25 protein-coding genes are annotated in these 25,589 nt (G+C 47.0%); 12 read left to right on the plus strand and 13 right to left on the minus strand.

The features are described 5' to 3' along the window. Nucleotides 1–27: 27 nt before the first annotated feature. From CP943_RS19715 to CP943_RS19725, 3 genes are all read right to left on the minus strand, one after another. Nucleotides 28–642 carry a bifunctional 4-hydroxy-2-oxoglutarate aldolase/2-dehydro-3-deoxy-phosphogluconate aldolase gene (locus CP943_RS19715; RefSeq protein ID WP_020453160.1) on the minus strand — a complete coding sequence of 205 codons (615 nt, stop codon included), beginning with the start codon at nt 640–642 and terminating at the stop codon, nt 28–30. Nucleotides 643–647: 5 nt separating this feature from the next. Further along, nucleotides 648–1,613, minus strand: a complete 966-nt coding sequence (locus tag CP943_RS19720) for a sugar kinase (RefSeq protein WP_105981261.1) — start codon at nt 1,611–1,613, stop codon at nt 648–650. A 102-nt stretch (nt 1,614–1,715) separates the two neighbouring features. Beyond that, the gene (locus CP943_RS19725) at nt 1,716–2,732 is read right to left on the minus strand and encodes a LacI family DNA-binding transcriptional regulator (RefSeq protein WP_023857164.1); all 1,017 of its coding nucleotides are present in this window, start codon (nt 2,730–2,732) and stop codon (nt 1,716–1,718) included. 255 nt (nt 2,733–2,987) lie between these two features. On the opposite strand from CP943_RS19725, the gene kduI reads away from it, so the two are divergent. Together kduI and kduD are read left to right on the plus strand one after the other, a co-directional pair. Further along, nucleotides 2,988–3,815, plus strand: a complete 828-nt coding sequence (gene kduI / locus CP943_RS19730) for a 5-dehydro-4-deoxy-D-glucuronate isomerase (protein WP_020453163.1) — start codon at nt 2,988–2,990, stop codon at nt 3,813–3,815. 15 nt (nt 3,816–3,830) lie between these two features. After that, a complete protein-coding gene (gene kduD, locus CP943_RS19735; protein WP_023857163.1) occupies nt 3,831–4,595 on the plus strand; it encodes a 2-dehydro-3-deoxy-D-gluconate 5-dehydrogenase KduD in 765 nt (254 codons plus the stop codon). 42 nt (nt 4,596–4,637) lie between these two features. Here kduD and CP943_RS19740 read toward each other — a convergent pair whose 3' ends face one another. Continuing rightward, nucleotides 4,638–5,771 carry a zinc-dependent alcohol dehydrogenase gene (locus CP943_RS19740; protein ID WP_026580202.1) on the minus strand — a complete coding sequence of 378 codons (1,134 nt, stop codon included), beginning with the start codon at nt 5,769–5,771 and terminating at the stop codon, nt 4,638–4,640. Nucleotides 5,772–5,912: 141 nt separating this feature from the next. On the opposite strand from CP943_RS19740, the gene CP943_RS22530 reads away from it, so the two are divergent. Next, a complete protein-coding gene (locus CP943_RS22530; RefSeq protein WP_023857161.1) occupies nt 5,913–6,050 on the plus strand; it encodes a hypothetical protein in 138 nt (45 codons plus the stop codon). 71 nt (nt 6,051–6,121) lie between these two features. Here the strand turns inward: CP943_RS22530 and CP943_RS19745 are convergent, their stop codons facing one another. After that, nucleotides 6,122–7,480, minus strand: a complete 1,359-nt coding sequence (locus tag CP943_RS19745) for a sugar porter family MFS transporter (RefSeq protein ID WP_026580203.1) — start codon at nt 7,478–7,480, stop codon at nt 6,122–6,124. A 298-nt stretch (nt 7,481–7,778) separates the two neighbouring features. Between CP943_RS19745 and CP943_RS19750 the strand changes: the two genes are divergently transcribed. After that, a complete protein-coding gene (locus CP943_RS19750; protein ID WP_026580204.1) occupies nt 7,779–8,735 on the plus strand; it encodes an LCP family protein in 957 nt (318 codons plus the stop codon). Nucleotides 8,736–8,923: 188 nt separating this feature from the next. Next, entirely contained in the window at nt 8,924–9,784 is an 861-nt protein-coding gene (locus CP943_RS19755) for a Cof-type HAD-IIB family hydrolase (protein WP_026580205.1), read from the plus strand. Nucleotides 9,785–9,822: 38 nt separating this feature from the next. Here CP943_RS19755 and CP943_RS19760 read toward each other — a convergent pair whose 3' ends face one another. The 5 genes from CP943_RS19760 to pgsB all read right to left on the minus strand — a co-directional run bounded on the left by CP943_RS19760 (nt 9,823) and on the right by pgsB (nt 14,511). Next, nucleotides 9,823–11,067: a C40 family peptidase gene (locus tag CP943_RS19760; RefSeq protein ID WP_035337836.1), complete on the minus strand. Its 1,245-nt coding sequence runs from the start codon at nt 11,065–11,067 to the stop codon at nt 9,823–9,825. Between the two features lie 444 nt (nt 11,068–11,511). Further along, nucleotides 11,512–11,679 (minus strand): hypothetical protein, encoded by a 168-nt coding sequence (locus CP943_RS22535; RefSeq protein ID WP_023857159.1) that lies wholly within the window; start codon nt 11,677–11,679, stop codon nt 11,512–11,514. Beyond that, nucleotides 11,676–12,845, minus strand: coding sequence for a CapA family protein (locus CP943_RS19765; RefSeq protein ID WP_105981262.1), 1,170 nt, complete (start codon nt 12,843–12,845; stop codon nt 11,676–11,678). Before CP943_RS19765 ends, CP943_RS22535 begins: the two co-directional genes overlap by 4 nt. A 19-nt stretch (nt 12,846–12,864) precedes the next feature. Beyond that, nucleotides 12,865–13,314 (minus strand): poly-gamma-glutamate biosynthesis protein PgsC, encoded by a 450-nt coding sequence (gene pgsC / locus CP943_RS19770; protein ID WP_003185831.1) that lies wholly within the window; start codon nt 13,312–13,314, stop codon nt 12,865–12,867. 15 nt (nt 13,315–13,329) lie between these two features. Continuing rightward, entirely contained in the window at nt 13,330–14,511 is a 1,182-nt protein-coding gene (pgsB, locus tag CP943_RS19775; RefSeq protein WP_023857157.1) for a poly-gamma-glutamate synthase PgsB, read from the minus strand. A gap of 819 nt (nt 14,512–15,330) precedes the next feature. Here pgsB and CP943_RS19780 point away from each other — a divergent pair. Genes CP943_RS19780 through rbsB form a run of 6 tightly spaced genes read left to right on the plus strand, consistent with a single transcriptional unit; the run spans nt 15,331 to nt 20,999 of the window. After that, nucleotides 15,331–16,311 carry a LacI family DNA-binding transcriptional regulator gene (locus CP943_RS19780; protein WP_023857156.1) on the plus strand — a complete coding sequence of 327 codons (981 nt, stop codon included), beginning with the start codon at nt 15,331–15,333 and terminating at the stop codon, nt 16,309–16,311. 2 nt (nt 16,312–16,313) lie between these two features. Further along, nucleotides 16,314–17,195 carry a ribokinase gene (rbsK, locus tag CP943_RS19785; protein ID WP_023857155.1) on the plus strand — a complete coding sequence of 294 codons (882 nt, stop codon included), beginning with the start codon at nt 16,314–16,316 and terminating at the stop codon, nt 17,193–17,195. Next, nucleotides 17,192–17,587: a D-ribose pyranase gene (gene rbsD / locus CP943_RS19790; protein WP_023857154.1), complete on the plus strand. Its 396-nt coding sequence runs from the start codon at nt 17,192–17,194 to the stop codon at nt 17,585–17,587. The genes rbsK and rbsD overlap by 4 nt, the downstream gene beginning before the upstream one ends. A 37-nt stretch (nt 17,588–17,624) precedes the next feature. Continuing rightward, the gene (locus CP943_RS19795) at nt 17,625–19,106 is read left to right on the plus strand and encodes a sugar ABC transporter ATP-binding protein (protein ID WP_023857153.1); all 1,482 of its coding nucleotides are present in this window, start codon (nt 17,625–17,627) and stop codon (nt 19,104–19,106) included. Nucleotide 19,107: 1 nt separating this feature from the next. Further along, nucleotides 19,108–20,070 (plus strand): ribose ABC transporter permease RbsC, encoded by a 963-nt coding sequence (rbsC, locus tag CP943_RS19800; protein ID WP_020453175.1) that lies wholly within the window; start codon nt 19,108–19,110, stop codon nt 20,068–20,070. A 14-nt stretch (nt 20,071–20,084) separates the two neighbouring features. Further along, nucleotides 20,085–20,999, plus strand: a complete 915-nt coding sequence (rbsB, locus tag CP943_RS19805) for a ribose ABC transporter substrate-binding protein RbsB (RefSeq protein WP_020453176.1) — start codon at nt 20,085–20,087, stop codon at nt 20,997–20,999. Nucleotides 21,000–21,007: 8 nt separating this feature from the next. Here the strand turns inward: rbsB and CP943_RS19810 are convergent, their stop codons facing one another. Beyond that, on the minus strand, nt 21,008–21,949 hold the full coding sequence (locus CP943_RS19810) for a LysR family transcriptional regulator (protein ID WP_026580207.1): 942 nt from the start codon (nt 21,947–21,949) through the stop codon (nt 21,008–21,010). A 110-nt stretch (nt 21,950–22,059) separates the two neighbouring features. Between CP943_RS19810 and CP943_RS19815 the strand changes: the two genes are divergently transcribed. Next, a complete protein-coding gene (locus CP943_RS19815; RefSeq protein ID WP_095291491.1) occupies nt 22,060–22,827 on the plus strand; it encodes a class I SAM-dependent methyltransferase in 768 nt (255 codons plus the stop codon). A gap of 88 nt (nt 22,828–22,915) precedes the next feature. Here CP943_RS19815 and budA read toward each other — a convergent pair whose 3' ends face one another. Together budA and alsS are read right to left on the minus strand one after the other, a co-directional pair. Next, on the minus strand, nt 22,916–23,677 hold the full coding sequence (budA, locus tag CP943_RS19820) for an acetolactate decarboxylase (protein ID WP_023857150.1): 762 nt from the start codon (nt 23,675–23,677) through the stop codon (nt 22,916–22,918). Nucleotides 23,678–23,729: 52 nt separating this feature from the next. Next, on the minus strand, nt 23,730–25,448 hold the full coding sequence (alsS, locus tag CP943_RS19825) for an acetolactate synthase AlsS (RefSeq protein WP_023857149.1): 1,719 nt from the start codon (nt 25,446–25,448) through the stop codon (nt 23,730–23,732). Nucleotides 25,449–25,589: the final 141 nt, after the last annotated feature.

The raw sequence follows: 25,589 nt of genomic DNA on the forward strand, positions 1-25,589 counted from the left end.
CTGAAGTCTTTTCACGCTGCGCACGCTTTAATTCTGCCGAATCCGACGCTGAAAGATACGCTGGATATCCGCTTCTGACACTTTGTTCAGCTGGCTTCCCACTCCAACTGCCAATGCTCCGGCATCGAGCCATTTCTCCACATCGCCCGGATGGATCCCCCCGGTTGGTATGAAACGAACCTTCGGAAAGGGGCCCGCGAGGTTTTTCATGTAAGGAATCCCGGAAGTCCCCCCTGGAAACAGCTTAAGAACCCGAAAACCCTTTGAGACCGCTTCCATAATTTCGCTCGGTGTTAATACGCCGGGAATAAAAAATGTATGCAATGAGGCGGCTTCCTCAGCCAATTTTTCCGAAAAACCCGGACTGACGATGAATTTTGCCCCCGCTGCCGCGGCTTCCCTCGCCTGTTCGCTTTCAACCACCGTTCCGGCTCCGACAAGGAGGCCGTCTTTTCCTGCAAATTTTTCAATCAGCTCAGACGCTCCCGGCGTCGTATATGTGATTTCAATCGCAGTAATTCCTTTGTCGATCAATCTGTGAATGCTTTCCTCAGCAGCTTCCTTATCGCCTGCGCGGACGACCGCGATCAGCCCGGCCTCGGCCAGCTGCTCCTGCACTTTTCCGATCATAGACATTTCCATTACGGTCAACCTCCTGTTTTTTGGTTGTTTGCCTCTGCGGCCATAAAAGCTTTCAATTGATCCCTTGACGGCAGACCGTCCATATCACCCGGAGCCATGACGGCCAGAGCTCCGATCGCATTTGCCCTCTGAACTGCTTCTTCAAGCGGCAATCCGTCTAATAGACCGCTGATCATGCCGACGGCAAAACCGTCACCAGCGCCAACGGTATCAACAACCTTTTCCACCTGATAACCCGGCACATAACCCTCTTTGTCCGGTGTCCGGTAATAAGCCCCCTCTTTTCCAAGCTTGATGACAATGACCTTGACCCCCTGCATCACATAATATTTAGCGATATCCTCGGGAGAATTGCAGCCTGTCAGGAGTTTTCCTTCATTGATCCCAGGCAGAAACCAGTCTGCTTGCGCGGCGATCTCATGAATCGTGTGAACCATTGTCTGCTGGTCCGGCCAAAGCTGGAAGCGGAGATTCGGGTCAAACGAAATCGTCTTTCCATCTTTTTTCATCTGGTGAACGGCGTGGCGGGCGAAGCCCCGCATTTCCCTTGAAAGGGCAGGAGGTATGCCTGTCACATGCATATGTTTGGCTTCTTTGAAATACTCTGCCGGGTAGTCATCAATGCTCATCGTGCTTGCGGCTGATCCTCTGCGGTAATACGTGACATCAGGGTCCCCGCTTTCAACCTTTGACTTGAGCAGGATGCCTGTCTGCTGGTCTGCACTGCGTTTGACTTCAGAGATGTCGACGCCTTCTTTTTTCAATTCATTTAAAATAAAAGTTCCAAGCGAATCGGCGCCGACCTTGCTCATCCAGCCGACTCGAAAGCCCAGGCGCGACAGTCCGACGGCAACATTTGTTTCCGCTCCGGCAAGAGCCTTGGAAAACGAAGAAGCCTCATGCAGTCCGCCTGTTTCATTTGCGTAAAACATAGCCATCGATTCTCCGAATGTCATCACATCAAGCGACATGATTTCACTCTCCTTTCGAAATGGTACCGGTTTCAGAAAAAATTGCAGAAAAACACTCTCCCCTAAATTGTCGGGTGTATGAGTGTCTCCATTTGACGAGTTCTACAGCGACTGTCTGAGAACAAGCTCTGCCTCAAGCTGAATCGTCTGCGGTGCACTTTCATCTCCTTCAATCCGTTTGATGATCCGCTCCATGGCGGCTCTGCCCATTTCATGCGACGGCTGGGCGATGGTGGTAATGCCCGGACCGATCAATTTATACCATTCCGTATCATCAAATCCGGCAATTCCGACGTCTTCCGGAATCGAAATGCCAAGCTCATAAAGGCAGCTGATGATTTTCAGCATCAGAAGCCCGTTGTTTCCAAGAATGGCTTTTTTCCCTTCTTTCATTTCTAAAAAGCTTTTGACGGAATGTAAAAGAGATTCTTTGTCTTTGACATCTGCCTCATATACAAGGGGATTGCCGCCGGCATTGCGTTTAAGCGCGATTTCTGTATAGGCGGAAACCCTTTCCTCCCTTGGACTGATCCCTTTAATCGGCTCGGTAAACAGACCGACCTGGGCATAGCCTTTGTCATACATGAGATTGACGATTTGACTTGTCACTTCTCGGTTGTTCGTTGTAACTGCATCGATTTTGAGCCCGGGCACTTTCCGGTCAACGAGCACAATCGACACATCCTGGCTGATTAAATCCATGAGCACATCGTTATTTCTTCCCGTCGTATTAATAATCAGCCCTTCAATGTAATGCGCGTTCAGCTTGTGCAGCATCTCCCGTTCTTTTTCAGGACTGTTGTCCGTGTTGCAGACCATGATGCTGTACCCGTACTGATCGCAAACCTCTTCCACCCCTCTCAAGGTGGCGACTGAAAACGGGTTTGTAATATCGGCGACCAAAAATCCGATAACCTTGCTTTTTTTCACCTTCAGCCCCTGTGCCATCTGACTGGGGCGGTAATTAAGCTCCTCGATCGCTTTTTTGATGCTTTTCACCTTTTTCGGTGAGATGGCATCAATCTTCCCGTTGATATAACGGGAAACCGTTGATTTTGATACACCTGCATGTGCGGCTACTTCGTTGATGGTTACTTTCGCTGTTTGCTTATCCCTCATTCAAGTACTCCTATGACCTTATGATTTGAAACCGATTTCAAAAACTTTATACCATCAGCATATCACATCATTTAAAATTTGGAAGAGTCTTTTTTAATATTTCAAGATTGACCTTGACAATATTCAGAAAAAAGTGAAAAGACTGTTGACGATTTCCATTATTTACTTTACAATTCATGTTTGAAACCGTTACCAAAAACTTTGGTCCCTTCATTCAAGTCAGTCTAAAAACGTCCAATTCAAGGAGGAGAAGGTATGGAAAATCGTTATTCTGTTCATCCTGAACAAGCGAAACGATTCACAACCGCAGAGCTTCGCGAGCATTTTTTAATAGAGTCATTGTTTGTTGAAAACAAACTGAACATGGTTTATTCGCATGAAGACAGAGTCGTGATCGGCGGGGCCGTTCCAGTGAAGGAATCCATTGCGCTCGATGCCGGCGATTTTTTAAAAACGGACTATTTTCTGGAACGGCGCGAAATCGGAATTGTAAATGTCGGGAAACCCGGTGCGGTCAAAGTTGGTGATGAAGAATACGTACTGGAGCACAAAGATTTTCTGTATATCGGCCTGGGAAATAAAGACGTTTCTTTCTCAAGCTTGAATGAAGGCGGAGCCAAATTTTATTTCATCTCAGCGACCGCACACCAAAAGTATCCGGTGCAAAAAGCTTCGCTTTCAGAGCTTCCATACGATCATTTAGGAGAAGAAGCCTCTTCAAATGTCCGCAATCTATACAAAGTGATTCATGCAGACGGCATTCAAAGCTGCCAGCTGATGATGGGCATTACATTTCTTGAACCCAATAACACATGGAACACGATGCCGGCGCATGTTCATGACCGGCGGATGGAAGCTTATCTGTATCTTGACCTTGCTGAAGATGCAAAGGTGTTTCATTTCATGGGCGAACCGACGGAGACAAGGCATCTCGTCGTCGGCAACGAACAGGCAGTCATTTCACCCGCGTGGTCTGTCCACTCGGGCTCCGGCACATCCAACTACTGCTTTATATGGGCGATGGCCGGAGAAAACTACACATTTAAGGACATGGATGCTGTCCCGATGAATGTCATACGGTAAGGGCGTGAACGTGAGATGGGATATCTTGAATCGTATTTTTCACTTGAAGGCAAAACCGCGCTTGTCACAGGCCCGGGAACTGGAATCGGCAAAGGAATTGCCGAAGCGCTGGCAAAAGCGGGAGCGGATATCATCGGCACTTCACATACGAGCGGGCTTGATGAAACAAAGCGGCTGATCGAAGAAACCGGTAGAACGTTTACGTCTTATCAGCTTGATATGGGCAGTCTTGACGAGGTTGAAGCCTTTGCAAAAGAGGTGCTTGACCGTCATCAAATTGATATTCTCGTCAATAATGCCGGGACGATCCGCAGAGAAAAAGCGGCTGATTTTTCCCGGGAGAACTGGGAAGCGGTGATCAATGTCAATTTGAACAGCTTATTTTTGCTGACGCAGGCTGTCGGCCGGCAGATGATTGAGCGAAAGCAGGGGAAAATCATCAATATTGCCTCGCTTCTTTCATTTCAAGGAGGCATTCTCGTCCCTGCATATACGGCAAGCAAGCATGCAGTAGCCGGATTGACGAAGTCTTTTGCCAATGAATGGGCGGCGCACAATGTCCAGGTCAATGCAATTGCGCCGGGCTATATCGCAACGAACAATACAAAGCAGATCCGCGAGGACCAAAACCGCAATGCCGAAATCTTAAAACGGATTCCGGCCGAGCGCTGGGGTCAGCCGGATGACATTGCCGGAGCCGCCGTATTCCTTTCGGCGCCGGCATCCGATTATGTGAATGGACATGTGCTGGCGGTCGATGGCGGTTGGCTGGCAAGATAATGCACGCAAAGGCTGCCGGTAGCTCGGCAGCCTTTATCATAGCTATGGCTTCAAAATCACTTTAATGCAATCATCTTCATGGCCGTTGAACAATTGGTAAGCGCGGCCGGCTTCTTCAAGCGGAAGCTGATGCGTAATGATTTCCTTCGGATCAAATTGATTCTCTTCAATCTTCTTGTAAATCTCAGGCATCAAATGGATAACCGGGGCCTGCCCCATTTTTAGTGTAATATTTCTGGAAAAGAACGCGCCGAGCGGAAACATATTATAATTGCTTCCATATACCCCTGTAATCTGTACGGTCCCGCACTTTCTGACCGCCTTTGTAGAAATTTGAATCGGTCCGAGCGTGCCGCCCTGAAGCTTCAGTTTTTGCTCCAGATACTCAAGCGGAGATTTTTTGCCGTCCATCCCCACGCAGTCGATCACGACATCCGCCCCGCCTTTTGTAATCTCCTTTAAATGCTCGCCCATGTCAGGATATTTTGTAAAGTCAAATACTTCGACGCGGTTTAACGCTTCAGCCTGCCTTAGGCGGTAGTCCAAGTAGTCTACTGCAATGACCCGCTTCGCCCCTTCCATCCAGGCAAACTTCTGCGCCATTAATCCGACCGGTCCGCAGCCGAGAACAATGACGGTGTCTCCCTTTTTAACGCCAGCGTGAAGCACGCTCCAATACGCGGTTGGCAGGACATCTGATAAAAACAGGAGCGACTCGTCCTCCATCTCGCATGATTCAGGGATGACAAACGGCGTGAAGTTGCCAAACGGCACTTTTAAATATTCGGCCTGTCCGCCAGGGTGGTTTCCGAACTTTTCCGAGTAGCCGAAATATCCGCCTGAATCATAATGGGGATTGGCATTATCACACTGGCTTTCCAGCTTGTTTTCGCAATAAAAGCAATGTCCGCATGCAACGGTAAACGGGATGACGACCCGGTCCCCTTTTTTCACTTTTGTTACATCAGGTCCTGTTTCTTCTACAATTCCCATCGGTTCATGGCCGAGCTGGAAGCCTTTCGGAAGAGGAAAATTCCCTTGATAAAGATGGAGGTCTGATCCGCAAATCGCCGTAGAAGTAATTCTGACAACGATATCATCGCTTCTTTCTATTTTGGCGTCCTCCACCTGGCTGACTTTAACATGCTGAGGCCCTTGAAACGTTACAGCTTTCAAATCGTCACACTCCCATTATCGTTCAGTTGACTTTAGTGTGAGATAAACCCGGGTTCTTATTCAGTTTTTTAAACAAACGTTTCATTAACCGTCATGCAGAGCGGTCATGATTCATACATAGAAGAAAACGGAGGTGTTGGGATGCTGCTGCAAATACTAGTCGGAGGGCTGGTTGTTTTCGTTATTTTCTTTCTCGTGTTTCGGGCGATCAGAACGGGTAATCTGCCGCGCCATGACGATTCGCAGCCAGAAGACGGAGAAAACAGAGATCAGCCATGATTGGCTTGGCTGGCCTCCTCACACAAAAAAGGATGGGGCCATGCCCATCCTTTTGCCTATCGTTCAACCGGCTACGTGTCAGTTCCCGTGATTCCGCCGTGCCTGTCCCGTAAATCCTGCTCGATTTCTTCAAGGCTTTTGCCTTTTGTTTCTGTTACTTTAAAGAAAACGAACAGGAAGGCCGCGATTCCGATGGCCGCATAGCACAGGAACAGGTAACTGATGCCCATCGCTTCCATGAGGACCGGAAAACTTAATGTCACAATTAAGTTCCCTGCATGAAGCATTAAAGTCGATACTCCGGTTCCCACCCCTCTGACATGAAGGGGGAACAGCTCAGGCAGCACCACCCAGACGATCGGTCCCCAGCTGACGGCAAATACGACAATGAATACACCTAAACAGATGACAGTCGTCCATGCCGCACCAGTCGTATTGCCAAAAAAGATATTGGTGAAAGAAAGCACGATTAAACTGATGACCATGCCGGCATTTCCAAATAATAAAAGCGGCTTCCGGCCAATCCTGTCAATAAAGCGGATCGCCACAAGCGTCATCAGAACATTGATCATACCGATGCCGACTGTCCCCAAAATGGCCGCCGAATCTTCAAATCCGACATTCGTAAACGTTTTTGGGGCATAGTAAATAATCGTGTTGGTTCCAATAAATTGCTGGAGAAACGCCAGTCCGACCCCTGCGATTAACGCCGGGCGCACCCACGGTTCCAGCAGCTCTTTCAAGCCCCCCTGCTCCTGCTTTTCCGCTTCCTTAATTTCTTTGATTTCCTGATCGACCTGCTTTCCTCCCCTCATCTTGGACAAAACCCGTCGCGCTTTCTCTTCTTTTCCTTTTGTTAAGAGCCAGCGCGGGCTTTCCGGCATGAAAAAGATACCGATTAAAAGGCCGATTGACGGAATAAGAGCCAAGCCCAGCATCCAGCGCCATGCACCTGCATCACTAAATGCATAATTGATCAAATAAGAGACCAGAATCCCGATCGTAATCATCAGCTGATTTAATGAAGAAAGCGCGCCCCTAGATTCCTTCGGCGCAAGCTCTGAAAGGTACAAAGGAACAATGGTCGTTGAACAGCCAACCGCAAGGCCGAGCACGATCCTGAAAACCACCATATATTCCGTGCTTGGCGCCAGGGCCGTTCCGATCCCCCCAATGCAATACAGCACAGCCGCTGACATAATCGCCCTTCTTCTCCCGAAGCGGTCTGTCAGCCTGCCGGACAAACCCGATCCGAAAATAGCCCCGATTAAAATTGCGCTGACAACCAGCCCTTCTGTAAAGGCATTGAGCCCAAGCTCATCTTTCATAAATAAAATCGCCCCGGAAATGACGCCCGTATCATAACCGTAGAGCACACCGCCCAAGGCTCCAAAAAAATAAAGCCAGGCATTCGATCTTTTTCCCTTCATCAGTATATCCTCCTAACAAGGCTTGTCTTTTATAATCTTTAACCTTGTCTCGCTTTCTTCAAACCTAAGAAACTCGGAGTACCATTAAAAGGAATTTAAAAATATGAAACATTTTATCTGTTTCATCGTCTTATTTAAGGCGGCAAAATGATCAGATCCCGCGGAATTTCCAGAGAATCCCCATATGCAAAACAGCAAATATCTTGTAAAATCCAAGATTGGGAAACCATTTTTTTATTAAAATTTAGACTTATTCAACAATTGTACGTTTTAATATAAATAAAAGAGGAGCTTATACATGCTACGATCGCAACGAACGAAGAAAAAGAGACTAAGAAAATGGGTGAAATACTCATTGTTTTTCATTGCTTTAATCCTGACGGCGACAGCAGCCGCAGGCGGCTATGCGTACTACAAAGTGGCGAACGCCTCCAAAGATGCGCAAGTCACCCTTTCCAGAGGAGAACAGTCCGTCAAGCGGATTAAAGAGTTCAATCCTAAAAAAGATAACTTCTCCATCCTGTTGATGGGGATTGACGCCCGTCCCGGACAAAGCATGGACAAAGAACGAAGCGATGCGATGGTTCTCGCCACGTTCAACAGAAAAAACAAATCAGTGAAACTATTAAGCATCCCGCGGGATTCCTATGTTAACATCCCTGGACGCGGCTTTGATAAAATCACGCATGCCCACTCATTAGGCGGGCGCGACCTCAGTACAGAAACCGTCGAAAACCTGCTCGACATTCCGGTTGATTACGTCATGGAAGCCAATTTTTCAGCTTTCAAAGAAGTAGTTGACGAGCTCGGCGGTGTACCGATCACAATCAAAGAAGACTATATTGTCCGGCAGATTAAAAAGGATACGAAAGGCAAAGTCAATCTCCAAACAGGTGAGCAAACGCTAAACGGAGAAGAGGCCCTTGCTTATGTAAGAACGAGAAAAGCCGATACGGATTTGAAGCGCGGCGATCGCCAGATGGAAGTCATCAAATCGATTATCAACAAATCCAAATCGCTTACTGCCATTCCGGCTTACGACGATATCCTTGATACAGTCGGAAAGAACGTATCAATGAACTTGTCGCTGAATGATGCTATCGGACTTATCCCGTTTATGACGTCCATTCAAACGATCGATACCCTTCAAGTGAAAGGGAGCGATTATCAACCGGGCAAAGTCTACTATTTCCAGCTTGACCAGGAAAATCTCAACGAAATCAAGCAGGAATTAAAACAACAGCTGGATGTATAATTAGAAAAAGGATGAAGATGATTCATCCTTTTTCTCTTTAATGAAACTCAAGATTTACTATTGAAAAAATCTAAATTTAGGTTTAGCCTTTTACATAACATGTCCTTTTAGGGAATACTGCCGAAGAGAGCTGTTTTTCGCCTCCCGAAAAACGGCAAACTGCTCTTACAGGAGGTTATCTTTACATAATGAGGTTAATTGCGATCGATTTAGACGGGACTCTTTTAAATACCGAAAGCCAAATATCCGCAGAAAACCGGGCCGCTATCAAAAAGGCGCTCATCTCAGACTGCATCGTAACCATTTGCACGGGACGGGCCACATTTGACGTCAAAGCGCTTCTGAACGATTTGGATATTCCGATTATCGCCGCAAACGGGGGAACGGTTCACGATTTCAACTATAAACTCCTAAGCAGAACGTTAATGGACAAGGAAGCGGGAAAAAAGGCCGCTCAATACTTAACAGATCATCAAATCTATTTTGAGGTTTATACGGACGATGCGCTGCTTTCTCCTTATGACGGAGAGCAGAAGCTTGAAGCAGAGCTCGATATCGTCACAAGCGCCAACCCTGATGAAGACAGGGATACGCTTTGGCAGGGCGCACTGACTCAGTTTAAACAATTCGGCATCAAGCCGGTCCCCGACATTCGCGAGGTTTTTAACGGAGACGAACATATTTATAAGCTGTTGTGCTTCTCATTTGATATGGAAAAACTGAAAAAAGCAAAAGAAGACCTTGCAGCCTTTCCAAAATTGGGACTCACATCTTCCGGAAGACATATCATCGAGATTCTGCCTGATGAATCCGGCAAAGGCCGCGCTTTAAAAGAGCTGGCCCGTCACTATGGAATCGAGAAAAAAGACATCTACGCGATCGGCGACAGCCCGAACGACCTGTCAATGTTTGAGGAAGCCGGGCATCGGATCGCGATGGGCAATGCAATCGATGAGCTGAAGCATATCAGCACGTTTATCACGAAAAGCAATGACGAAAACGGCGTCGCTTATTTCATTAATAAACTGCTGGAAAATGAATATCAATAATTAGAAAACCGCTCGAAGATGACTCGAGCGGTTTTCTGCTACTTAATTCTGACGCTTCCGGCGTATTTCTCTTTCCAATAGGCGCTCGTCTCCATATCTGCTGTCGTCACACCGGCAGACAAGGTGACAAGAACGACCTGGCCATTTCCGATATAGATGGCGGGATTCAGAACAGTGGTTCCTTTAAAGAACACGATGTCTCCAGGCTCCAGCTCCTTTTTTGTGATTTTCTTACCTGTACTGTATTGTTTATCAGCGTACCGCGGAAGTTCCACTCCTGCCGCCGTTTTATAGACATATTGGATAAAACCCGCCGTATCAAAGCCTTCTTTAGGCGATGTACCGCCTTTTTGATAACCGACTTCGCCGATATGCCTGATCGCTTCAGATACAATCGGATTTTTCGGCAGGGACATGTTGTCAAAACGTCTGACTCCTGTGAACTTCTTCTGCCAGTAGGAAGCCGACAAGTAAGAGATCGTCACTTTATTTGAACGGCTCGCATGGATAAACCGGCCGCCCCCGGCATAGATGGCGTTATGGGATATTCCCGGTTTGTACGTATTGCTGAAAAACAAAACATCACCCGGCCGGATATCTTCAAGCTTCACCTTTTGACCGACCGCCCATTGCTGTTCCGCCGATCTTGGCAAATAAACACCGAGCACCTCTCTGAAAACGTATTGGGTCAGTCCTGAACAGTCAAACCCGAGATCCGGAGAGTTTCCTCCAAATACATATGGAACACCGACATAGCTCTTCGCTTTTTGAACGACCGGGTCCATAGAAATCTTAGGCTCTTTTGTGATCCTTTTCGCTTTAAGATACACCGAGCTCCAGTAAGAACTGCCTTCGAGCTTTGTCACGACAACTCCGTTTGATTTTGTGCTGTGGATGATTTGATCATTTCCCATGTAGATGGCGACATGAGTCGGTCCGTCCGATTCCAGCTCGGCATTCTTGAAAAAGACAAGATCCCCCTTTTCGAGCTGCTGACGGCTGACGCTGCTTCCAAGGGTCGATTGCTCCTTTACCGTTCTCGGGAGCGTAATATCGAGCGATTGAAACACATATTGTACAAAGCCTGACGAGTCAAACCCCGTTTTCGGCTTCTCTCCGCCGTAGCTGTATTTCGCACCCTCAAGATGTCTGGCGGTTTCTGCTATTTTCTCGCCGATCGTATCGGCGTATACGTCATTGTGATTCGTTAAAAATAAAGACATCAAAAACACCGCAATTCCACAAAACAAAACCAACTTTTTGTTTGCCGCTTTTTTTATCAATTGTTCTGTTCCTCCTCTTCTTTCCTCTTTCATCGTCATTCAATTGAGATATTTGAAGGACTTTTTTTGCGTGTACAGCAGCGTCATACGAGAAGAAACGCGCAGCACAGCATGATCAGCTTTTTCACCTAAGCGCGGATTAAATGGATGAAGGGAAATATTCTAAAGAGGTCATGAACATGAGTTGCAGTTCCCATTCCGAATTGGTCAGGTGATGCATGTTTGAAGCTTAGTCGAAATTTGTCAGTTTTTATTCCCTTCAAAAGAATACAATAAACACGAACCCCAAAACCATGTATATATTCTCCTGATTTTCTATAAAACTTTATACACTGACCGATTAAGAAAATTGTCGTGTTTCCCAGCCGCTTTTCACAGGTCTTTTATAACCGGAATCAGCACACGCAAAAAGAGAGTGCCGGCGGCACTCTCTTTTCTGCACTGTTATTGTTGGTTTTCCGTTGTTTGATCCTGCTGATTCACTTTTTGGATTTCCGTTGAGATTTTAGCTTTTTCATCGTTTGACAATTCATCAGAATACTTGAAAGCAGACATGAATGCAATGATCAACACTAAACCTACGAACGGCCAAATGGCTCTGACAAATTTCATTTGTTCACCACTCCGTTTTTGTTATTTTTCAGTTTGTCCGCATGATCGACTTCAAACGTCAATTTTCCGTTCTCTTCTTTCCAGTCAAGGTTTGTTCCTTTTGTCAATTGACGGAAGATCGCTTTTCGTTTTAAGAAATCGCTTTTGCCTAAAGGCGTCGGCGTTGCTTCACGAATGTTGAGAGGTGTTACCTCAAAGCGCCCTTTGCCGTCATTCATTAAATGGTATTGTACAAGCGCGCTGTCCCGTGTTCTTGACCAGCCCTGATCAAACACAAAGTTACCGAGGCTGTAGAAAATCACAGTGCCGTTATACACTTCAATCGGTTCGAGAACATGGGGGTGAGCGCCGATGATGACATCTGCTCCGGCATCCGCAATCGCTTTGGCCAGATCCTTCTGTCTGTCGTTCGGTTCATTGTCATATTCTTGTCCCCAGTGCACATGAACAAGGACAAGATCCGCCTTTTTGGATGCTTCCGCGATCATTGGAATAAAGATTTTCGGGCTGAGCGGCAGCACTCCGCCTCTGTTCTTTTTGGCTGTAAAGTTCTTCGTGTAGACGTCTGTAAAACCGAGCGTTGCGATTTTAACACCGTTCACATCCTGATAGGATACGTGCTGTTTCGCGTCTTTGAGATTATTCCCTGCTCCGACAAGCTCCAAGTCCTCATTTAAGAATTTATTCAGTGTATCCTTCAAACCGTCTTCCCCGTAGTCCATCGCATGGTTGTTGGCAAAGTTCAGTACGCTGAAGTTCAGCTTTTTCAATGTTTCGACTGATTCTTGATTCGTTTGCAGATGGATGTTCTTTTCTGCCTCTTGATAGTCCTTTGCATTTGTTACAGGGTTTTCAAAGTTTCCTGTGATAAAATCTGACACATTAAAGTATGGCTTCACATTTTTGAAGACACTTTCCGAACCGTGCAAGTTTGTCACTTTTTCTACGTTTCTTCCCATCATGATATCGCCCACAAAAGTAGCTGTAAGCTTGGCATCTTCTTTTTTGTCCATTTGCGAAGGAGTTTTGGCGCTTCCGACCCAAGTAAAGACAAACATTAAACAGAAAATAACGGGCAATACGATAAAGACGTGCTTGTTTGTTTTCTTTTTCTCCTGCTTCGTCAGCTTCAGCAGTTTTTCCTGAAAGTTCAGTTGTTTTTTCATCGATTTGACACACCTAACTTTAGATTAGATAGTAAGCATACATAATGACGAATGTTGCTCCGCTCAATAAAAGCGTACTTCCAAGCGTAATCGTTAATCCCTGTCTTTGAATGGTATTCGCGATCAGCCCCGGCACAATAATTCCGATTCCCCTGAATTCGGCAATCTCAAACGGCATCACCGGATATATAAAATCAAAACCGATTTTCAAAAGAATTCCCGTTATCAACATCGCTGCGAATTTTCTGCGTCCGTATAGAATCATAATTTTGGAAAGTCCGAATTTCACGATGACATACGTCAGCAAACTGACAAAAAGAACGAGTAACATGAAAATCGGCTGATTGAACACAAGTCCCAAATAACCCGGTACGACGAGGCCGGCTGGTACAATTCCCGTTTTCTCTGCAAAAATCAAACTGAGTAAGACTCCTAAAATGAGGGCGATATATAAATCTGATCCAAACATTGTGTTTTCTTCCTCCTAGCTAACGAGCTGCTTAATCTTGTAATCTTGTATTTTTTCAATGAGAGGCTCCGCTGCTCCGTGGATATTTCCGACTCCGTAAATGACGCGGCCCTCAAGCTTGTTTTTCAGCATGAACATGATTTCTTCCGTTGATTTGTGCTCAAAATCAAACAGCTTGTCCGCAGGAATTTTGCCTGCTTCATATGCTTTGACGATCGGCTCTGTTGTTTCTCCAATCAGCACAAGTTCACTTGCTTCAATATAAGGAAGGACATCATCCGCAAACTGCTGTGTTCTGTCTACCCTGTCGGCGCGGCAGTTCATAATGACGATCGGCTGATCCGTAGGATAGCCTATTTCTTTTACACGCTTCCATATGTTTAAAGTGGAAGCTGCGTCATTGGCCGCAAAACCGTTGACGAAATGTCCGGGATTTTTGGCGTTCATCAGCGGCAGAATTCTCATGGCTCCCGGATCAGGCGGCGCATTCAGCATGCCTTTAAAAGCGGTTTCTTCGTCAATGCCCAACGCTTGAGCCACACCGAGCGCAAGAGACGCATTATCAGGGAATACCATGTACTCAAACTGTCTGAGGTATTCATCTGTTATTTTAGAATTGTCTGCGACGATGACTTTTGTATTCCTTTCTTTTGCAATCTGCTTAAAGAAATCGGTATACTCACTATCAGTGATAACTAAATGTCCATTATAAGGAATGGTTGCTGTAAAAGCTTCTGCAATTTCATCCAAAGTCGGTCCCATCACATCCATGTGATCTTCCAGCACGTTCACGATCACGCCGATATTAGCCTGAAGCAATTCTTCCTGAAAGATGATTTGGTAATCAGGGTTAACGGCCATACACTCACTGACAATCGCATTGGCCCCTCTTTCCACCGTTTCTTTCATAACCTCTTTCTGTTCTCCGATATTCGGACCTTGAGGTTTCCTTTTGATCGGTTTCTCTTCCGGTGTGTCCCAATAAATCATCCTTGCGTCTGTCCCGGTTGTTTTTCCTACTGTTTTGTAGCCTGCCTCGATTAATATCCCTGTTGTTAATCTTGTCACCGTGGACTTTCCGCGTATCCCGTTGATGTTCACTCGGACAGGCAGCGCATCGATGTTTTGCTGGTGGCGCCTTTTTTCATAAATGCCGATCCCAACAACGATTACACAGGCTAATAGCATTACCCACATTGTTTGTCTACATCTCCTTCTTGGAATCTGATATGTAAATTCATTCATCAGTATATAGGTTCACTATGAAATCACAATCGGCATTATGTAACAGAAGACGACGAAATTTTCCGTGACAAAGATCACCTCGTCCGAGTTAATAATGCCTATCTTTTTATTGATATTTTTGGCAATCGAAAGTTCTTAATTCCTATCAGTTTTTTGTCAGCGTTTTAAGTATACGCTTTCAAAATTCGACATTATGATTTTTGTACTTTTCTCCCTATTTCTGATGAAAGATTGAAGGATGAATTCAGGGTCTCTTTTTCCCCCGGATGAAATCCCCTAGAAATGGGCTATCAAACGGGATATCCCTTTTATTTTTGTATTTTCGCTCTTTTCCAACAGGTTAAAAAGTCACCAATATGCCCTCTTCAAAACAAATACGTCCTATGACAATCAGATTACCTATTAAAAAATGAAAATCTTTATTAGCATAAAGCGGGATTCATTAACAAATCCAAATTTTTTGTGAGCCGTTCGATTCACCTTGTTTCTTCAGATTTTAGGTTAAAATCCTAAGATTTAAAAAGCCATTAATTTTTTTCAACGATAATTCATCAAACTTTAACATTTTTAATTTTTCTTACTATTCTCATTGTTACTGTATTCGCCAATTTATGCCGAATGAAGGTTATTTTCTATTCAACACAACTGTATATGTCTCTATATCCCAACCCGGCTAAAAATTTCAGTGCCGGACCTTTTTTTATTGAGATTTTAAAAGGATCATGATAATCTTTATGTAAACGGTTACACAAATGGAAAGGAGAAGTCTTTTTGGCTACGATTAAAGACGTCGCACTTGCTGCAAAAGTATCTGTCGCTACGGTTTCCCGGGTATTAAATGAGACGGGATACGTCCATGAAGACACGAGGACACGCGTGTTAAAAGCGATGGAAGAACTGAATTACCACCCGAATGAAGTAGCCAGGTCTCTCTATAAAAGGGAGTCCAGACTGATCGGACTGCTCCTGCCGGATATCACAAACCCGTTCTTTCCTCAGCTTGCGCGCGGCGTTGAAGATGAAATCCACCGCCTCGGCTTTCGGCTCATCTTCGGAAACAGCGATGAAAATTTGGAAAAAGAGCTTGATTATTTGCAGACGTTTAAACAAAATCATGTGGTCGGAGTCATTTCAGCGACCAATTATCCGGATGCGCCAAATTATCAAGACTTGTCCATGCCGATCGTCTTCCTTGACCGGACGGGCGAGAATGCGCCGGCTGTATTCGCGGACAGCCGCGAAGGCGGCAGAATCGCAGCGGCTGAAATGGTCAGGAGAAACGCGAAACGAATTACGCTGATTAAAGGACCGGCCCACCTTCAGACTGCAAGAGACCGTTTCAACGGAGCGCTGGAGATGCTAAGCGGGGCCGATATCGATTTTCATGTTATGAAAACCGAGACATTTTCATTTCCGGAAGCTCAAAAACGGGCAGCGGAGCTGTTTGCCACCTATCCGGAAACAGACGGCGTAATCGCAAGCAATGATATTGTGGCGACAGCCGTTTTGCATGAAGCCTTAAAACGGAAGATCAAAGTTCCCGACGAACTGCAGATTATCGGCTTTGATGACATTCCGCAAAGCGAATTGCTTTTCCCCTCTTTATCAACGATCAGGCAGCCCGCCTATGAAATGGGAAAAGAAGCGGCAAAACTGCTGCTGAAATTAATGAAAAATGAATATATTGAACAATCGGCAGTGCAGATGCCGGTTGCCTTTATTGAAAGACAAACGACAAGAAAGGCGGAATGACAATGAGTAAAATATGCGTGATTGGCAGCTCTTCGATGGATTTAGTCGTGACATCGCCCAAGCGGCCGGCTGCCGGAGAAACGGTGCTTGGCGAATCTTTTAAAACGGTTCCGGGCGGAAAGGGCGCCAACCAGGCAGTCGCTGCGGCCCGGCTTGGTGCAGAGGTCCATATGATCGGCTGCGTCGGCGATGATCATTACGGAAAAGCCATCCTCGACAATTTTCAAGCGAACGGTGTTTTGACAGACTATGTGGAACCGGTTACAGATCAGGAAAGCGGCACCGCACATATCGTTCTCGCAGACGGCGACAACAGTATTATCGTCGTCAAAGGGGCAAATGACCATGTCACACCTGAATACGTTCAAAAAGCGCTGCCTGCGATTAAACAGGCAGACATCGTTCTGATTCAGCAGGAGATTCCGGAAGAAACCGTCGATTATGTCAGCGGACTGTGCAGCTCACTCGGCATTCCTCTCCTGCTGAATCCGGCACCAGCCCGTCCGCTTTGCCCGGAAACGGTCGAACATGCGGCCTACATCACACCAAACGAGCATGAAGCTTCGGTACTGTTTCAGGGCATGTCCCGGGATGAAGCGTTAAAGCGCTATCCGGAGAAGCTGTTCATCACAGAAGGAAAAAACGGGGTCCGCTATCACAATGGTCTAGAAGAAAGGGTCGTTCCTTCATTCCCTGTCAATGCGATTGATACGACGGGAGCCGGAGACACCTTCAATGCGGGGTTGGCCGTTGCGCTTTCCGAAGGACAAAGCATCGAATCTGCCTTGCGCTTTGCGAACCGGGCGGCTTCCCTCTCGGTTTTGAAATTCGGCGCGCAAGGCGGCATGCCGAAACGCGATGAAGTGGAGCGTGAATTGTCATGAAAAAACACGGGATTTTAAACAGCCATATCGCAAAATTACTGGCCGATCTCGGGCATACCGACACCGTCGTCATCGCGGATGCCGGCCTGCCCGTTCCTCCCGGCGTCCCCAAAATCGATCTTGCACTGACATTGGGTACGCCCGGATTTCAAGAGGTCACAAAGCTCATCGCTGATGAAATGGCCGTCGAAAAAGTGACGGCAGCCGAAGAAATAGAAAGCGTCAATCCCGATCAAGCCGCGTTTTTAAAAGCGGAATTTTCAAACCAAAAAATTGACTATATTCCCCACGAAGCATTCAAAAAAGCGACGAGCCATGCAAAAGCGGTCATTCGCACAGGGGAAGCAACACCTTATGCAAATTGCATCTTGCACGCGGGAGTGATCTTTTAGATGTTTACATTCTACATCTGGAAAGAAGGGATAGCCCATGCATATTAAAATGAAGGACATTTATAAAGCTTTTGGCCAAAACCAGGTGCTGTCCGGCGTTACTTTCGAACTTCAGGAAGGTGAAGTCCACGCTTTAATGGGAGAAAACGGCGCCGGAAAGTCGACACTCATGAATCTGTTGACTGGACTTCACAGGCTGGACAGCGGAACGATCGAGATCGACGGAAAAGAAATGTATTTTTCAGATCCAAAAAAAGCCGAACAGAACGGCATCGCCTTTATCCATCAGGAGCTGAACATTTGGCCTGAAATGACCGTTTTGGAAAATTTGTTTATCGGCAGAGAGCTTTCTACCAAACTTGGATTTTTAAATAACAAGAAAATGAAAGCGCTAGCAAAAGAGCAGCTTGAAAGACTTGGAGTCTCGATTTCTCTTGAAAAAGAAGCCGGAGACTGTTCTGTCGGACAGCAGCAAATGATCGAAATCGCAAAAGCCCTTATGACAGACGCGAAAGTGATCATCATGGATGAACCGACGGCAGCGTTGACAGAAAGAGAAATTGAAAAACTGTTCGGCGTCATTAGAGCATTAAAGAAAAACGGCGTCTCCATCGTCTATATATCCCACCGCATGGAAGAAATCTTCACGATTTGCGACCGGATCACGGTGATGCGCGACGGAAAAACAGTCGACACGAAACGGATTCCCGACACCGACTTTCATGAAGTGGTGAAAAAGATGGTCGGACGGGAGCTGACCGAACGCTATCCTGAAAGACAGCCAAATCCGGGACGCGTCGTTCTCGAAGTCAAGCAGGCATCCAAAAAAGGCGTCTTCCAAAATATCAGTTTTACCGTCCGCTCCGGTGAAATCGTCGGGATTTCAGGACTGATGGGTGCAGGGCGCACCGAGCTGATGAGGGCGGTTTTCGGGCTCGATCCGCTTGATTCGGGAGACATTTTCATCGAAGGCAAAAAAGCGACGCTCAAAAAACCGAGCGATGCCGTTCAAAAAGGAATCGGTTTTATTACTGAGAACCGCAAGGATGAAGGACTTGTGCTCGACACGTCCATCAGGGAAAATATCGCCCTTCCGAATCTCGCCAGCTTTTCACCGAAAGGATGGATCGACAAAAAAAGCGAGCAGGAATTTGTCGACCTTCTGATCAAGCGGCTGACGATCAAAACGGAATCGCCGGAAACCCACGCGCGAAACCTTTCAGGAGGGAACCAGCAAAAAGTGGTCATCGCCAAATGGATCGGAATCGGTCCTAAAGTGCTGATTTTGGATGAGCCGACGCGAGGCGTCGATGTCGGCGCGAAAAGGGAGATTTATCAGCTGATGAACGAGCTGACAGACCGCGGCGTCGCGATCGTCATGGTCTCTTCAGAGCTGCCCGAGATTCTCGGGATGAGCGACCGCGTCCTTGTGATCCATGAAGGAACGCTAAGCGGTGAGCTATCAAGAAATGATGCCACGCAAGAACGAATTATGACACTCGCTACAGGAGGGCGGTAACATGAAAACTCAACCGGCTGTGAAAAAAAGCCTTAATGTCGATTCTGTAATGCAAAAGCTCGGTCCGTTTCTCGGCCTGATTATTCTCGTCGTCATCGTATCAGTATTAAACCCGAGCTTTTTAGAACCGTTAAATATTTTAAACTTGTTAAGACAAGTCGCTATTAATGCGCTGATCGCGTTCGGCATGACCTTTGTCATTTTGACCGGCGGCATCGACCTTTCCGTCGGAGCGATTTTGGCGCTGTCGAGCGCATTGATCGCCGGCATGATCGCCGGCGGCATCGATCCTGTTTTTGCCGTCATCATCGGCTGCCTAATCGGAGCCCTGCTCGGCTTGGTCAACGGGCTGTTAATCACGAAGGGCAAAATGGCCCCGTTCATCGCAACACTTGCGACAATGACGATTTTCCGCGGATTGACGATGGTTTACACAGACGGCAATCCGATTACAGGGCTCGGCAATCACTACGGCTTCCAGCTTTTCGGACGCGGCTACTTTTTAGGCATCCCCGTCCCTGCCATAACTATGGCGGCCGCCTTTATCATCCTCTGGGTGATCCTTCACAAAACACCTTTCGGCCGCCGCACGTATGCAATCGGCGGAAATGAAAAAGCGGCCCTGATTTCGGGCATTAAAGTTCCACGCGTCAAAATGATGATTTATTCTCTTGCCGGCCTATTATCCGCGTTGGCTGGAGCCATCTTGACGTCACGGCTAAACTCAGCCCAGCCGACGGCAGGCACTTCCTACGAACTCGACGCCATTGCCGCGGTTGTATTAGGCGGTACAAGCCTTGCCGGAGGAAGAGGACGAATTGCCGGCACACTCATCGGCGTTCTGATCATCGGAACGTTGAACAACGGCTTGAACCTGCTTGGCGTCTCTTCCTTTTTCCAAATGGTCGTCAAAGGTGTCGTCATTTTGATCGCAGTCCTGCTGGACCGCAAGAAATCCGCTTAAGGAGGGCTATACTGATGAAAAAAACATTAACGGTTTTCACCGCATTGGCGCTTCTGTTTCTGTCCGCCTGCTCGCTGGAGCCGCCGGAATGGGCAAAGCCAAATAAAGAAAAAGGAACGGATATCAAAATCGGTTTATCTGTCTCGACTTTGAAAAACCCGTTTTTCGTTTCATTAAAAAACGGAGTTGTCAAAGAAGCCAAAAAACAAGGGATTGAAGTGATTGTCGTCGATGCACAGGATGATTCAGCAAAGCAGACGAATGATGTCGAAGATCTTCTGCAGCAAGGCGTTGACGCTTTATTGATCAATCCGGCCGACTCCTCCGCCATCTCAACGGCAGTCCAATCGGCCAATTCGCTTGGCATCCCGGTCGTCACCCTTGACCGCTCCGCCGAAAACGGAAAAGTAGAAACGCTCGTCGCTTCAGATAACGTAAAAGGCGGGCAAATGGCAGCAGACTTTATCGTACAGCAACTCGGCAAAGGCGCAAAAGTGGCTGAACTTGAAGGCGTCCCCGGCGCATCGGCAACAAGGGAACGGGGCTCAGGGTTTCATAAGACCGCTGACGACAAGCTGAATGTGATCGCCAAGCAAACAGCCGACTTTGACCGGACAAAAGGGTTGAACGTCATGGAGAACCTTCTTCAAGGAAATCCTGATATTCAAGCGGTTTTCGCCCATAATGACGAAATGGCGCTCGGCGCGATTGAAGCGATCAGAAGCTCAGGGAAAGAGATTCTTGTCGTCGGCTTCGACGGCAATGAAGATGCGGTTAAGGCGGTTCAGGCCGGAGACATGTCGGCCACGATTGCCCAGCAGCCTGAATTGATCGGCAAGCTCGCCGTACAAGCGGCCCGCGATATTTTGAACGGTAAAAAAGTTGAAAAAACGATACCCGCACCGCTCAAACTGGAAACGAAAAAGTAACGACAAAATCAGACCTCTTCATACATGGAGGTCTGTTTTTTTTTGGCCATCTCCATAAACGCTTTTGCCGCCCGGCTCAAATAGCATGTTTCCGAATAAGCAAACACAAGCGTCCGGGACGGATCGGATTGTAAAGGAACATAGACGATTCTGTCAGACTCTTTTCGCATGACCATCCGGGGCACGACCGTGACCCCCATTCCGTGTTCAACGAGAGATTGGGCGGTTTCAATGCTGCTTGTTTTGAAGGTCACTTTCGGTTGAAACCCTTCCTCCGCACATAAATCGAGTACCATTCTACGGAAGCCGTAGCCTTCTTTTAATAAAATAAACGGCACATCCTCGACAGTTTTCAAAGCAAGAGGGGAATTTTCGGGATTCGACCGGACCGAATCGATGAGCTTCGGCAATTGGCCGGTCATCCAGCTCTCCCTTTCATTTGGAATCGCCAAAAAAAGCGGCTCGGTCAGTATCGGCCGGATCGTGAGCCTGTCATTTTCAATCGGCAAAGGGAGAATCGACAGATCCACCGCTCCGTTTTCCGTCATGTTTTCCAATGCCGCCGGCGAATCTTCTATCAGCTGAACCTGTACGTTCAGATGCTTTTTCAGAAAGGCTTTCAGGAGCGGCGGAAGAAGATATCCTCCCGTGACAGCGGGAACGCCGATCGATAATTCCGTCCCCATTTCCTCGAGCTGATCGCGCATTTCACACAGCAGTTCATCTCTTGACCGCAAAATATCCTGTGCTTTTCGGATGAAGCGCATCCCTTGAGGAGTCGGCGAGACCCCCTCTCTGTTTCTGTAAAACAGCGGAAAGCCAAGCTCGCTTTCCAGCTTTTTTATTTGCTGGCTCAGTGAAGGCTGAGCGATATGCAGGCTGGCAGCTGCCTTTGTAAAACTGCCTTTTTTGAAAATCTCTGCCGCGTATTCAAAAAGCCTCATATCCAATACCCGCACCCCCATAGTTTCCGCCTATCATTTTCATACATTTTATATCTTAGACTGATGGCTGTCGACTCCCCTAATATAAATACATAGCCGATAGGAGGATGATACAAATGAAAACTAGCGCGCAACGGCAATTTTCAAAAAACCCGGAGCAATATCGCGATGAGCCGCTGTTCTCATCGGGAAAAGATCTTGATGCCATGGTCAGCTGCCGAATTCTGACCGGTGGTGAAACCCTGCTTGATATCGGAACCGGAGCGGGACATACGGCCATTGCCTTTTCGCCTTTTGTCAAACATTGCACAGGAATCGATATTACAGAAAAAATGGTTCAAACCGCCGCTCAATTTGCCGAACAGAAAAATGCTGAAAATGTGGTTTTTCTTCAAGGCGATGCAGCACAATTGGATTTTGCAAGCGAGTCTTTTGATATTGTCACATGCCGGTATGCAGCCCACCATTTTCCGGAGATCAGCCGGTCCATCCAGGAAATAGCGCGCGTCTTGAAAAAAGGCGGCTCCTTTCTCCTCATCGATCATTGTGCGCCGGAGGACGAAGCTTTAGACCGATTTATAAATCGGCTCAATCAATTGAGAGACCCGTCACACGTAAGGGAATATTCAGAGAACGAATGGCAGAAGCTGTTTGAAGAGAACGGACTCGATTTTGCCGTCCTGGAGAGATGGAATCTTCCGATCGATTACGAGAGCTGGCTTCGAAGAGGCGCCGTGCCTGAACAAAGAAAGGCAGCCATCCACGCCCATTTGTCAGAACCGTCCCAGTCTTGCCGTGACATGTTTAACATCGTCCACGATGAAAACGGGCATCCGGTGTCTTTTTGTCTGAAAGCGGTTTTGATTGCCGGAATGAAAGCATAAGCTAAACGGCCCGCCGGATTCCGGACTTTTTCGCAACCGAATTTTTAAAGAAGAAAAAGCCCCCTTTTTAAAGAGGGGGCTTTTTCATTTACTCGGGATTGCCTTCGGCCGCTTCAATTCCGGCTGCAAGATCATGTTTATTGAGATCCGCTTTAAAGAAATCTTGCGTATTCGGCAATCTGAGATTCATATTAAGTTTTTGAGAAATTTGTACCGTGCATTCTTCGATTTCATAATCGAAAACGTGTCCGCCGACATTGCGGTCTTCATCAATAAAGTGAAGATGGAAGCCGGAAACTGCGATTCCGTTGGCATATTGCGGCGTCCAAAAGCCGACGATCGTCCCTTTAATATCATTAAAATCAAAGATCGGCTGCGATTTTACCGCATCGACCATCGGCACGTACGGTTTTTCCTGCAGTTCAACCGTTCTCGTTTTGACTTTCTTAAAGATTCCGTCCATGCGGATCGCGTAAAACAGGTTTTCACTCGGCATGATCCGTTTCATTTCTTCCTCGAACGCCTTAAGCGGCATCCGCTGCTTGATTTCGTGATAAATATCTGGTCGGAAGAAAGCGAGCGAGCAAAACGGAGAACAATCGCTTCCTTGAACAGGATAGGCTTTGCCATCGGAACGAAGACGGTAAAACTCACCGTCAAAACCGATCAGCTCACCGTCGAGCCGATTGAACGTTCCGATTCCAAAGTCTCCGTGATCCTTTGCTTCAGACATGTAAAAATCCCCGTCATAAATTCCGTCCAATAACGATATCATCGTTGAGACCTGAAAGACCTGGTCAAGGTTCTTGTCAACGGGCTGAACCACTTTTTGTTTGCTTGCACTTTTCATTTTCCTCGTTTCACTCCCTTGATTTTGTTTGTTATGACTGGACTTGCTGTGATCAAGATTGCTTAGAGGCTTGTTTACTAAAATGTTCCTCAAAGTTTTTTGGAAAACGCTGATCAGCCAAATGAACGTTGTCGCTGTAATCAACCGGAATATCAATGACAACCGGACCCTCTGCATCAAGACCAGCTTTAAGCACCTCTGCCAATTCGTCAGGCGAATTGACCCTTAAACCTTTTGCTCCAAAGCTTTCAGCATATTTTACAATATCGATTCCGCCGAAGTCGACTCCGGACGTCCGCTTGTATTTCATCTCCTGCTGGAACGCAACCATATCGTATGTGCTGTCATTCCAGACAATGTGAACGATCGGCGCTTTCAATCTGACCGCTGTCTCAAGCTCCATCGCGGAGAACAGGAAGCCTCCGTCCCCGGAAACAGACACGACTTTCTGTCCCGGATTGACCAGTGTTGCTGCGATCGCCCACGGCAAAGCAACGCCCAGCGTCTGCATGCCGTTTGAAGTCAGCAGTCCATACGGACGGTATGTGCGGAAATATCTCGACATCCAAATCGCATGGGAGCCGATGTCACAAGTCACTGTGATGTCATCACTCAGCAATTCACGCAAATCGCGAACGATTTGCAACGGATGAACAAGATCCGTTTTTGTTTCTTTAGGGGGCTCGCTTTGCTCCTCCAGCGCTTTCTTCAAATAATCAAGCACAGGTGCAAATGATTCATCGATGGAAACCGGCAAAGAATCATGTTCAATATGGTTTAATGTCTCTGCGATATCGCCGATCAGCTCAATTTCAGGCTGATAGTCATGATCGATATCGGCTTGTATTTCATCAAGATGAATCACACTGCGCTCGCCTTTTCCGTTCCAAAAGACGGGGTCGTATTCAATCGGATCATAGCCGACCGTCAAAACGAGATCCGCTTTTTCCAACAAAATATCTCCGGGCTGATTGCGGAATAATCCGATCCGGCCGAAGTACTGGTCTTCCAAATCGTGAGACAGCGTACCCGCTGCTTGGTATGTTTCAACGAACGGCAGTTTCACTTTTCTCAGCAGACGGCGGACCGCTTCAACCGCTTCAGGTCTTCCGCCTTTCATCCCTACAAGCACGACGGGAAGGTTCGCATTGTGTATTTTGGCGATAGCCGCGCTGATTAGTTCATCCGGAGCCGCGCCGAGCTTCGGCGCCGGCATGGTTTTCACCGGCTTGGCAGTTGCCGGACCGGCCGTAACGTCCTGCGGAAAGCTGAGAAACGCTGCCCCGGCCTGTCCGGAAGCTGCCGCTCTGAATGCATTGGTTACCGCCTCAGGGATGTTGTTCGCATCTTCCACTTCTGCGCTATATTTTGTAATCGGCTGAAACAACGCCGCATTATCCATCGATTGATGAGTTCTTTTGAGACGATCCGCTCTTTTTACAGCACCCGCCAGGGCAACAACCGGATCTCCTTCTGTATTGGCTGTTACAAGACCGGTCGCTAAATTAGACGCTCCCGGACCCGAAGTCACCAGGCAAACACCGGGCTTTCCAGTCAATCGTCCGACTGCCGCCGCCATAAATGCTGCATTCTGCTCGTGACGACAAACAATCAGTTCAGGCCCCTTGTCTTTCAATACGTCATACACCGCATCGATTTTCGCTCCCGGAATACCGAAAACATGAGTGACACCTTGCTGAATGAGACTATCCACCACAAGCTCTGCTCCTCTTACAGTAAGAGTTTCATTTTTAGCGGCTACATTTTTCAAAGCCCTCACTCCTCCATTTTCATTCGTTTACAATGAATTTTTAATAAAATTATTGTATTATTAAATATACATCTTGTGGAAATTGTTTTCCAATACTTCTTTGTCTTACAATTAATATGTAAAACGACTGAAATCGCATTC

The sequence above is a fragment of the Bacillus paralicheniformis genome, from assembly GCF_002993925.1.
Classification (GTDB): domain Bacteria; phylum Bacillota; class Bacilli; order Bacillales; family Bacillaceae; genus Bacillus; species Bacillus paralicheniformis.

Excerpts from the sequence above, each read along its gene's own strand:
- CP943_RS22530 (WP_023857161.1), top strand. The coding sequence starts at position 5,913 with ATGCTGCTGCAAATACTAGTCGGAGGGCTGGTTGTTTTCGTTATTTTC.
- pgsB (WP_023857157.1), bottom strand. The coding sequence starts at position 14,511 with ATGTGGGTAATGCTATTAGCCTGTGTAATCGTTGTTGGGATCGGCATT.
- kduD (WP_023857163.1), top strand. The coding sequence starts at position 3,831 with ATGGGATATCTTGAATCGTATTTTTCACTTGAAGGCAAAACCGCGCTT.
- CP943_RS19750 (WP_026580204.1), top strand. The coding sequence starts at position 7,779 with ATGCTACGATCGCAACGAACGAAGAAAAAGAGACTAAGAAAATGGGTG.
- pgsC (WP_003185831.1), bottom strand. The coding sequence starts at position 13,314 with ATGTTTGGATCAGATTTATATATCGCCCTCATTTTAGGAGTCTTACTC.
- budA (WP_023857150.1), bottom strand. The coding sequence starts at position 23,677 with ATGAAAAGTGCAAGCAAACAAAAAGTGGTTCAGCCCGTTGACAAGAAC.
- CP943_RS19745 (WP_026580203.1), bottom strand. The coding sequence starts at position 7,480 with ATGAAGGGAAAAAGATCGAATGCCTGGCTTTATTTTTTTGGAGCCTTG.
- CP943_RS19765 (WP_105981262.1), bottom strand. The coding sequence starts at position 12,845 with ATGAAAAAACAACTGAACTTTCAGGAAAAACTGCTGAAGCTGACGAAG.
- CP943_RS19815 (WP_095291491.1), top strand. The coding sequence starts at position 22,060 with ATGAAAACTAGCGCGCAACGGCAATTTTCAAAAAACCCGGAGCAATAT.
- CP943_RS22535 (WP_023857159.1), bottom strand. The coding sequence starts at position 11,679 with ATGAAATTTGTCAGAGCCATTTGGCCGTTCGTAGGTTTAGTGTTGATC.
- CP943_RS19755 (WP_026580205.1), top strand. The coding sequence starts at position 8,924 with ATGAGGTTAATTGCGATCGATTTAGACGGGACTCTTTTAAATACCGAA.
- rbsC (WP_020453175.1), top strand. The coding sequence starts at position 19,108 with ATGAAAACTCAACCGGCTGTGAAAAAAAGCCTTAATGTCGATTCTGTA.
- rbsD (WP_023857154.1), top strand. The coding sequence starts at position 17,192 with ATGAAAAAACACGGGATTTTAAACAGCCATATCGCAAAATTACTGGCC.
- CP943_RS19720 (WP_105981261.1), bottom strand. The coding sequence starts at position 1,613 with ATGTCGCTTGATGTGATGACATTCGGAGAATCGATGGCTATGTTTTAC.
- CP943_RS19715 (WP_020453160.1), bottom strand. The coding sequence starts at position 642 with ATGGAAATGTCTATGATCGGAAAAGTGCAGGAGCAGCTGGCCGAGGCC.
- CP943_RS19725 (WP_023857164.1), bottom strand. The coding sequence starts at position 2,732 with ATGAGGGATAAGCAAACAGCGAAAGTAACCATCAACGAAGTAGCCGCA.
- kduI (WP_020453163.1), top strand. The coding sequence starts at position 2,988 with ATGGAAAATCGTTATTCTGTTCATCCTGAACAAGCGAAACGATTCACA.
- rbsB (WP_020453176.1), top strand. The coding sequence starts at position 20,085 with ATGAAAAAAACATTAACGGTTTTCACCGCATTGGCGCTTCTGTTTCTG.
- CP943_RS19795 (WP_023857153.1), top strand. The coding sequence starts at position 17,625 with ATGCATATTAAAATGAAGGACATTTATAAAGCTTTTGGCCAAAACCAG.
- rbsK (WP_023857155.1), top strand. The coding sequence starts at position 16,314 with ATGAGTAAAATATGCGTGATTGGCAGCTCTTCGATGGATTTAGTCGTG.